Source organism: Streptococcus pseudopneumoniae (assembly GCF_001072665.1).
GTDB lineage: Bacteria > Bacillota > Bacilli > Lactobacillales > Streptococcaceae > Streptococcus > Streptococcus pseudopneumoniae_S.
Genome location: NZ_JVJI01000047.1, coordinates 1 through 1,191 on the forward strand (window position 1 = coordinate 1; position 1,191 = coordinate 1,191).

3 protein-coding genes are annotated in these 1,191 nt (G+C 33.5%); all 3 read left to right on the plus strand.

What is annotated here, in order from left to right:
- Positions 1-316 (plus strand): TipC family immunity protein (locus tag ADH52_RS03085; protein ID WP_049510026.1); only part of this gene is annotated, 316 nt, incomplete at its 5' end.
- A 4-nt stretch (positions 317-320) separates the two neighbouring features.
- Entirely contained in the window at positions 321-935 is a 615-nt protein-coding gene (locus tag ADH52_RS03090; protein ID WP_049510027.1) for a TipC family immunity protein, read from the plus strand.
- 4 nt (positions 936-939) lie between these two features.
- Positions 940-1,191, plus strand: a 252-nt coding sequence (locus tag ADH52_RS03095; RefSeq protein WP_049510029.1) for a TipC family immunity protein, incomplete at its 3' end; no start/stop codon positions are given.

Sequence of the window (1,191 nt, forward strand, 5' to 3'; positions counted from 1 at the left end):
GATTCTTTTTGAAAGAAAGACTAATTCGAATATTACCCTATGGTATTCGGCACACTATAATATGCAAAAGAAAGTGCTAAAAAAAGAGCTTGCCATCATTGAAGAGCCAAGGAAACCAGGTCAATATATTAACGATGAAGAAAAAGTAAGAGAATATTTAAGAAAATACAACATAACCAAAGAAGAATTAGAGAAGGACTACGACGAAATCGTAAATCAGAAAGTCCTGAAAGATTGGTGCTCGATTTATGACAGTAAGTACTCACCAAGCAACTATGGCGAGGTGAAAGTCGAAACCCAGTGGGAGAATTGGTGATAGCATGAAGAAAATACTAGGTGTTTTAACAATAATTGTATTACTTATATCAGTTTGTTTTTACTTTTTTCCTAAACAACCTAACAACATTTTTGATGAAATCTACCAGGAGACGGAGAAGACTTATCGGTCAAATAATATTTTAAGAAACATCGATGGGTTTAAAATAAGAGCAGTTTGGCCAAGTGATGACCCCAATATTTTGTATACTCCGTTCGGATTATACAACAAAGAGAAAATACCGTCAGATTATTCTGAGATAGAAATTGGTTTTAATTTTCAAAACTCACAAAAGGTTTTGTTCATTTACTCTGAAAGAAGACTATCTTCTAATGTTAGTGTAAAAGTATGGGGAAGCTACAATTATAAATTAGGTGTTTTGAGTAAAGAAGTTACTATAATAAAAAAAGAAAATAATTCCAAAGTATATATTGATGAGCAATCAGAGGTGAAATCATACCTAGAGCAGTATGGTATCACTGCCAAGGATTTGGATTCTTACTATGACGAAATCGTTAACCAGAAAGTCTTGAAAGATTGGTGCTCGATTTATGACAGTAAGTACTCGCCAAGCAACTATGGTGAGGTCAAGATTGAAACCCAGTGGGAGAATTGGTGATAACATGAAGAAAATCCTCGGTTTAGTAGCCTTATTCGTGATAATCATATCATCCTGTTTTTACTTTTTTCCTAAACAACCTAAAAATATTTTTGATGAAATCTACCAGGAGACAGAGAAGACATATCGTACAAATAATATTTTAAGGCATATAGATGGGTTTAAAATCAGTCCAGGTTGGCCAAGTGATGATCCAAATATATCCTATACTCCTTTTGGAAAGTATGAAACTCTTCCCAAAGGCTATAGTGATATA

Bases quoted from the DNA above. Each gene is read 5' to 3' on its own strand.
- ADH52_RS03090 (WP_049510027.1), top strand. From the start codon at position 321: ATGAAGAAAATACTAGGTGTTTTAACAATAATTGTATTACTTATATCA.